Here is an 8073-nt window from a genome sequence, read left to right as displayed (position 1 = left end):
GAGGCCGCCTGGCACGCCGACCAACTCCAGCCATCTATCATCCCGGCATCCTCATCCGGAGCCAGGTAACCAACCCTCCGAGTTATCGGGGGAACCTCATCTGGTTGTCTTCTCCTGTAACTGGCCGACAACCGCTGCCGGGCTTGCGGCGCTAGCCGCAGGTGAGTCCTCTGATCAGGTGATTTGGCTTTCGAACGGTTGGCAGCGGGTGAAACCCTATCGTGCGGGGGTGGTGACATCGCGTAGACGTTCGACACTCGTGGTGCTCGGAGCGTTGCTCGTGGCCGTGGCCGTGGCCGTGGCCGTGGCCGTGGTCGGTGTGGTCGTGTCCGGGGACCGGACGCTTGATCGCGAGGGGCTGGAGAAGGCACTGCCGACCAAGGCCGATGTGCCCGGATATCTGGCCAATCGGGGCGTCGTGACGGTGCTGGGCCCGCCAGGCGACGACGTCGAGGGCAGGGCCGTGCTCATCGGCGAGAAGTTGGATCGGCAATGCCAGGTGTATCGGGCAAACGACGACCCGTGGGCCTGTGACGGCCTACTTGGGATGGGCATCGTCGGCTTTGCGAACGAGAAGAACGTCGACTCCCGCATCAGTTCGCTCGTGCTCGCCTACGACGGCAACGGTGCTGCGCGGAAGGCGTGGCGGGCCATGGTGGAGCAGACCCGGAAGCTCGTGGGTGGCGCGGCTGAACAGGTAGTGCCACGTGCTGGTGACGAGAGCGTTGTCTTCGCCGGCAAGTCGGGTTCGGTCGTGACGGTGCGCGTCGGCTCTGTTGTCGTGCAGGCGGTCACTCATTTCGACTACGGCTATCGCACCGGCAACCAGCCCAGCGAGTTGAAAGACCCCATCGAGATGTGGGTGAAGGTACAGACTGAGAAGATCGAAGAGGCCTTGTGAAGTACGACGCGTTCATCTCCTACAACCACGCGGCGGATGGACAGCTCGGACCTGCGGTGCGTGACGGCCTGCACGGCTTCGCACGGCCGGCGTTCAGGCTGCGCGCGCTGCGGGTGTTCTGCGATCGACGCAGCTTGCCCGCATCCGAAGGACTGTGGCCCAGCATCGAGGCGGCGCTGAACGCGTCGCGGTGCCTCGTACTGCTGGCGTCACCGGGATCGGCGAACTCGGTATGGGTCCGCCGCGAGGTCGAGCACTGGATCAAGAACACACCCAAACGGCCCCTCCTCATCGTCCTGGCCGACGGCGAGATCGCGTGGGACGACGGGAAGGGCGACTTCAACTGGGAACGGACCACAGCTCTGCCGCGGGTGCTGCGCGGCTGGTTCACCGACGAGCCATCATGGATCAACCTCAGCGGTTCACTCGACCTGCGCAGCCCCGAGTTCCTCGACGCGATCGCGACCCTGTCGTCGGCATTGCAGAACCGCGACAAGGACGAACTAATCGGCGAGGACGTGCGGCAGCACCGCCGCGCGAGACGGTTCCGACGGCTGTCCTGGAGCGGGCTGTCGGTGCTCACCGCAGTGGCGGTGGTCGCGGCGTTGATCGCTTCCGTCCAGCGCGCCACCGCACTCGACCAACGCAACACGGCGCTGGCCGACCAGCTCGTCGCCGAAGCCAGCACGATCCAGGACACCCAGCCCGGCTTGGCACGCCAGCTGATCGCCGCCGCCCATCAGCTCAAACCCACACCGCAAGTCGAGTCTGCCGTCATCTCGGGCGGCCAGATCGCCCAGGAGATCCACGCTGACGTCAGCGCACTGGCCTACAGCCCCGGCGGCAGCCTGCTTGCCCTCGCCCGATCCGGCCGATCAGCCGTGGGCGGGCAACAAGAGGTCATCTCCCACGTATGGCTCTACGACACCGCCACGCTGAGCCTTCAATCCGAGTGGTCGCTGGACACGAAACGGCAGATCTCCGCGGTCGCGTTCGACAGCACCTCGCGACGCCTCGCCGTCGCGCACGCGAACGACGTCATGCTGTGGGACGTCAGCAACCCTCGGGCACCCGTGAAAGGGAGCACTCTCACCGGCCACCAGAACAGCGTGAAGTCCCTCAGTTTCAGCCCCGGCGGGAAGGTCCTCGCCAGCGGCAGCGATGACGGCACACTGCGCTTGTGGGACTCGGACTCCGGGAACGTCCTGACGCAGCAGCAGATCGAGGCCGCTGACCCGCTCCGGTTCGACGTGCGTTTCCCCTCCACCGGAAACGTGCTCGTCACGATGTCCGGGCAGTACGACTCCACTGTGCGGACGTGGGACGTCTCCGATCCGCGGGCACCTCACAAGACAGGTGCTGAACTCGGTGGTGTCCAGCGCTTCGACATCTCTCCGGACGGCACCAGGTTGGTCACAAGAGCGGAGGACGAGCTCCGCGTGTCCAATGTGGGCGGGGGCAATCCGGTCGTACTGCCCCAACCCAAGGGAAAGATCCAGGCCGAACACGTTGCCTTCGGAGCACGGGACCAGGTCGCCGCTGTGGGTGGCGACGGCTTCGTCAGGCTGTGGAACGTGGCCCAACAACCTGTACTGGCCGCTGAACTCCCGTTACCGGACTGGGACTCCAGCAACGCCGACCAACTGACGTTCAGCCCGAACGGCAACAACATCGCAGTCGCCACACCCGGAGCCAACGCCGGCCCCCGTGGCAGAGGAATCCCAGGCGGCACAGTCCGCATCTGGAACACCGCCGACCCTCGCGAGCCCCGCGCGATCGCCGCACTGACCGGACATGCCGGCAGAGTGACCGGCCTGACGGTCAGCGCCGACGGCCGGTACGTGGCCAGCGTCGGCGGCCGCACCCTGCGGCTCTGGGACGTTGCCGACCCGCAGAACCCGAAACCGCTGGCGAACCAACCTGCGGAACAGGAGGTCGGCTTGGCGTTCAGCCCGGACGGCACACGCCTCGCGACCGCGGACGAGAAAAGCATACGACTACTGGACAGCAAGAACGCCCTCGCACCAGTACGGCAATGGCCAGGACAGACCACAGCAACCGACGTCGAATTCAGCCGTGACGGCCGCCTTTTCGCTGTCGTCCAGGCTTTCGACGCGATCAACCTGTACGAGACCACCAGCCAGAGGGGGAGCGGACATCCGATGCCCGTGGTCGGCTGGTCCATGGCGTTCCTGCCGGCCCAACGCGCGGTAGTGGCGGTCGGCGGCTCGAAGTACCTCGAGCTGTGGGACGTGTCGAACCCCCAGTACAGCGCACGAATTGCTGGCGGATCCGGACACACGTTCCAGATTCAGCAGGTTGCCACGAGCGTCGACGGCGCGGTCATCGCCAGCGCTGCCCGTGACGGCTCGGTGCGACTGTGGCAGATCGAGGAGAACGGCCAGTCTCTTCAACTCACACAGACGGCCGCCATCGATGACACCGGCGATGTCTACGACATCGTTCTGAGCCCCAACGCACAACGCATCGCGACGCTGGGCCGCGACCGCACCATCCGGGTCTACGACCTCAACGACGGTGAACCCATCACAGCCCTGGTCTTCCACGTCGGCAACGGCGCGAGCAGCGACATCCGCTTCGTGGGCAACGACAAGCTTGCCGTCACCACCCAGCACGGCGCCGTCGACATCTGGGACCTCGACGTCTCCGCAGCATTGCGCAGGCTGTGCAACGGCGTCGGCGAACCGATCTCCGAGACACAATGGCGGCGACTCATGCCGACCGATTTGCCCTACCGCAAGCCGTGCCACCCATAACCAACGCCTGACTCGGGACAACTTCCTGCTTCGCTTCAAGACGATGCACGCCGCGCGATGGCCTCAATCAGCCCCTCGCCGGGCGGCCGGATGGCTCGGGAACGCCTCGAGCCGGGCGGCCACCGAGCAGATCACGCAGCGTGGCCATCCTCATCCGAGGGACATGGGTGGCTCGGGGAGCTCGAGCCACCCATGTCCATCGGCACCAGAGTCGTCGACAGCACCAGTTCCCGCAGCAGGTTCACGGTCAGGGTCAGTAGCTGCGGCCTTATCGGCCGCGTTCCGCAGCGCTGCGACAACCTCCTTGCAGGGCCGCGTCACGACGTTCAACCGGGACGCGCAGGGCAGGGATGCCTCGCTGACCGACCCGACCGGGCAGACGTTCGGCAACTACGTCTACACCGACGGCAGGCTCAGCGAGTTCACCGACCGCGCGGGCGGGAAGGTCAGGTTCGGCTACAACGTCCAACGGGTCCTGCTGACCTCCGTCACCGATGGCCGCGGCAACACGTGGAAGCTCGAGTACGACCCGGATCGGTCGCAGATCAGCAAGCTCACCGAACCGACCCGTGACGGCACCGGCGCGGCCACGACCTACACCTACGACGGCAGTGACAAGACGAAGGTCACCGATCCGAACCTGCACAGCTCGGTGCACGAGTTCGAGTCGCCAGGGCGGCAGACGAAGGCCACCGACGCTCTCGGCCACATCCAGTCGCGCACTTGGACGGCCAACAGCGACGTGAACGTCACGACCAACGGGCTGCAGCACTCCACGACCTATGACTATGACCCGCAGCAGAACCTGATCGGGACGAAGCTGGCGACGGGCGCGAAGAACGTCGTCGGCTACACCGACTCCGCACATCCCCACCCGCCGACGCAGATCACCGACGCGTCGGGCAACCAGGTGACCCGGGACTACGACGGCAACGGCAACGTGACCAGCATCCGCTCGACGGGGCTGAACGCGGACCTCGAGGTGCTGACCTACACCGAACGCATGGGCCTGGTGGCGTCCAGAACGGACGGCAAGCAGGCCAAGACCACCTACGAGTACGACGACTACGGCAACCTGACCAAGGTCGTGCCGCCTGCTCCGGCCAAACCGACGACGTTCACCTATGACGCCCTTTCGCGCATCGACAGCGTGACTGACGGCAACGGTAAGAAGATCGTCTACGGCTACGACAAGCTCGACCGCGTCACGACGATCACGCACAACGGCACGGTGTTGCAGGCAAACGCCTTCGACGCCAACGGCAACCTCACCAGGACACAGACTCCGGACGCGACCAGGGTCTTCGACTACGACCCGCGCAACCTGCTCGAAAAGGTCACCCGAGGCACCGAGGTCGTCTCCTACACCTACGACAAGGCGGGCAACGTCAAGACGCTGACCACCCCGACGGGTGTGGCGAAGTACGACTACAACGCCGCCGACCGCCTCACGACATTGCAGGACTCCTACGGCGGCACAACGACCTTCGCCTACGACGACGCCGATCGGCGTACCACGACGACGTTCCCCGGTGGCGCCGTGCAGACCACCGGTTACGACAACGCCGGACGCCAGACCTCGGTCACCGTCACCCGGCCCGGTGGTGCCGAGCTGCTGAAAACCACGAACCGCTACACCAAGCCCGACGGCTCCGATACCGACAAGATCCAGGGCAAGACCAGGGGCAGCAGCACCCGGTCGTTCACCTACGACAGCGTCGGCAGGCTCAAGACCGCACCGGGCACGACCTACAGCTACGACAACGCCACGAACCTGCTCTCCGGCGAAGGCCGCACCTTCACCGTCAACGCCGCCGACCAGGCCACCAAGGCCAACGACACCACCGTGACGTTCGACGGCGCGGGCAACCACGCCTCGACGACCAACCCGGAATCACGGTTCACATTCAGCCCCACCAACCAGGTCCTCACCGGCCACACCGGCACAACCCAGGTTTTGGACGTCCGCTACGACACCAGTCAGCAGACCCAGCCCAGAACGATCACCGAGACCGCCGGCGGGAACCAGGTCACACACGTCCTGACGCACACCGCGCTGGGCGTCACCGAGACCGTCGACAACGGCAAACGGTCCAGCTACACCCGTGACACCCAAGGACTGCTCGTCGGGCTGAAGGACGGTGCGGGTGCCCGGTACGGGGCGGTCACCGACCACCAGGGCAGCGTGATCGGCCTGGTCGACACCGCCGGCAACCTGGTCGCCGAATACGACTACACCCCGTACGGCACGGTTACGACGACCGGAGCCGCGGCCACCGTGAACCCGTTCCGGTACATCGGGGTTTACCAGCTCCTGCAGGGCACGTACCTGATGGGCCACCGGGTGTACGACAGTACGATGGCGCGGTTCCGCTCACCGGATCCGACGGGCCAGGAGAGCAACCCGTACAACTACGCCAAGGGCGACCCGGTCAACCAGAGCGATCCGACCGGCGGCTACAGCTGGGCGGATTTCGGCCAAGACGTCGGCTCGAGCGTCGCAGGCCTTGCCTCCGGCGCCATCATCGGCGTGGCCTGCGCCTCTACTGCCGGAGTGGGATGCTTTGTCGGCGCCGCCGTCGCCGGAGCGACGCTCGGCGCGGCCGGCGGAGGACTGGGGGCCGCGATCGGCGGCGGTGACTCGGCCAAGATCCGTGACGCCGCGATCAGCGGCGCGATCAGCGGCGCGATCGGTGGCGCGATCGGTGGCGTCGGCGGAGTCCCCATCGGCAAAGCGGCCAGCAAGCTTTTCTGATCGAACACGAGGAGTGAGATGGACCCCAGGAGTCGCAACAGCATCATAGGCATGGTCCTGGCGGCTGCCGCCTCGTTGACCACCCTGCTGCTCGAACTGCCGTTGGTCGTGCCGATCCTGCTGTTCCTCGGCGCATGGCTGCTGGGGGGCTACGCGGTGTGGAACTCACTGCGTCGTCGTCGCTGACGCAAGACTGGATGGGGTACCGATAGGCAATCGCCGATCGGTACCCCATCCGGCGTTCCTGCATCAGGAGGAGCCGAAACGGCAGCCGATGCCGAGCGATGCGGCGGATGATCCTGCTCGGCGCCACCATCACTTACACGAGGCTAAGGAAGCTGGAGGCTCGTGTCGGCCATAGCGTGCATCGCGCGTCTCGGCCGGCGGGGCTGGTCGTCGCGAAGTGGTGTCCGGCTGCATTGCTCGTCGGGGCCGGACCGCGGTGACCGCGATCGCCGCAGCCCGCGTTCCCTCTGCGGGCGCTCGGGTACACGATCGTGAGGGTTCGGCGTGATCTCGCCCTTGCCGCCGGCCACCGCGCGCGTGTCGTCGACGAGTTCCTCGGTGTCGACCATCGACGTGCCGGACGGTGTCGTGGTGTGGGTGGCGTGGCGGCCGGGGCGTTGAACGCGCTGGCGTCGGTACTGCTCGTCGCTGGGCGTGGCGCGACCAGAGCACCTGCGGCGCTGTTCGTGTCCGGAATGCCGGCAAGACCTCTTAGGGAATCAGCTGTCTTCGTACGGACCTGCGGTGATGCCGATGTGGGTTTCGGTGAACACCGCCCAGTCGACGCTGATCTCGATCACGGCGTGCTCGGCGACCTGCTCAGGGGCGCGGTCGGCGCTGAGATCCGGTTCGCGCACTAGTACGGACAGCCTGGCCCGCGCGGTGTCGACGTCGACGCCGAGTTCGCGCCAGGCGCTGCAGGCTGATCCGCATGACCTCAAGCGGGGTGTCGCTGTCCGGTTGGAACAATCGGATGATGTCCTGCGCGATCGGATAGTTGAGCTCGTGTCACCGCGGCTTGTCGTCATGAGCCTGATAAGCGGAGCCGTCCGGCTCGACGCGGCAATAGTCGCCGTCGACCTCCGGTCCGGTCCGCTGACGCAGACCCGCGAGCACCTCCTGCTCACCCAGCACTGCGGTCAGCGTCGGTGTCGGCTACGCCATCGAACACCACTGGAACGACTGACACCCAGCCCGTCCTTGCCTACACCTTCAGCGATCGCACCGGCGTAAGCCCCGGTATCCGCAAGGACGGTGACTTGGCAGGCCAGTCACCGACGCCGCATCACGCCACCGTGCCCGTCGACCGCAGGTCTGCGCAGCCATCGATCTCGTAGCCGACCGGATTCAGAGCACGATCCAGCCATGGCCAGGTCGTGCCGATCCAGCAGGGGATCAAGCGGCGGGACGCGGATCCGCGCCTCGCACAACGACCACGCACGAGACCCAAGCATCGGGACCCAAGCACAGGACTGAGCGGGCGTGACCGGGCTGCGCGTGGCTAGGTCGCCTCGTCAGCTGCCCAGACGTCGCCGTGAGGTTCCCCCGATAACTCGGAGGGTTGGTTACCTGGCTCCGGATGAGGATGCCGGGATGATAGATGGCTGGAGTTGGTCGGCGTGCCAGGCGGCCTC

Annotated in this window: 6 protein-coding genes; 4 read left to right on the top strand and 2 right to left on the bottom strand. The window is 66.3% G+C overall.

Annotated elements, in window-relative coordinates; translation table 11 throughout:
- The first annotated feature begins 259 nt into the window (after positions 1-259).
- The 4 genes from ADL03_RS49180 to ADL03_RS50385 all read left to right on the top strand — a co-directional run bounded on the left by ADL03_RS49180 (position 260) and on the right by ADL03_RS50385 (position 6619).
- Positions 260-901: a hypothetical protein gene (locus ADL03_RS49180; protein WP_053739548.1), complete on the top strand. Its 642-nt coding sequence runs from the start codon at positions 260-262 to the stop codon at positions 899-901.
- Positions 898-3678: a TIR domain-containing protein gene (locus ADL03_RS43595; protein WP_053739547.1), complete on the top strand. Its 2781-nt coding sequence runs from the start codon at positions 898-900 to the stop codon at positions 3676-3678. Before ADL03_RS49180 ends, ADL03_RS43595 begins: the two co-directional genes overlap by 4 nt.
- A 304-nt stretch (positions 3679-3982) precedes the next feature.
- A complete protein-coding gene (locus tag ADL03_RS43590) occupies positions 3983-6433 on the top strand; it encodes an RHS repeat domain-containing protein (protein WP_053739546.1) in 2451 nt (816 codons plus the stop codon).
- A gap of 51 nt (positions 6434-6484) precedes the next feature.
- Positions 6485-6619, top strand: coding sequence for a hypothetical protein (locus tag ADL03_RS50385; RefSeq protein ID WP_255353479.1), 135 nt, complete (start codon positions 6485-6487; stop codon positions 6617-6619).
- Positions 6620-7158: 539 nt separating this feature from the next.
- On the opposite strand, the gene ADL03_RS50380 is transcribed toward ADL03_RS50385, so the two are convergent.
- Positions 7159-7467, bottom strand: coding sequence for a DUF6042 family protein (locus tag ADL03_RS50380; protein WP_255353478.1), 309 nt, complete (start codon positions 7465-7467; stop codon positions 7159-7161).
- Entirely contained in the window at positions 7448-7573 is a 126-nt protein-coding gene (locus ADL03_RS50375) for a hypothetical protein (protein WP_255353477.1), read from the bottom strand. The genes ADL03_RS50380 and ADL03_RS50375 overlap by 20 nt, the downstream gene beginning before the upstream one ends.
- Positions 7574-8073 lie beyond the last annotated feature (500 nt).

This window comes from Nocardia sp. NRRL S-836 (assembly GCF_001279525.1).
Taxonomy (GTDB): Bacteria; Actinomycetota; Actinomycetes; order Mycobacteriales; family Pseudonocardiaceae; genus Lentzea.
The sequence above is the reverse complement of the archived record's forward strand: the minus strand, read 5'-3'. Positions and strand labels throughout refer to the sequence as shown.

Bases quoted from the DNA above. Each gene is read 5' to 3' on its own strand.
- ADL03_RS50385 (WP_255353479.1), top strand. From the start codon at position 6,485: ATGGTCCTGGCGGCTGCCGCCTCGTTGACCACCCTGCTGCTCGAACTG.
- ADL03_RS50380 (WP_255353478.1), bottom strand. From the start codon at position 7,467: ATGACGACAAGCCGCGGTGACACGAGCTCAACTATCCGATCGCGCAGG.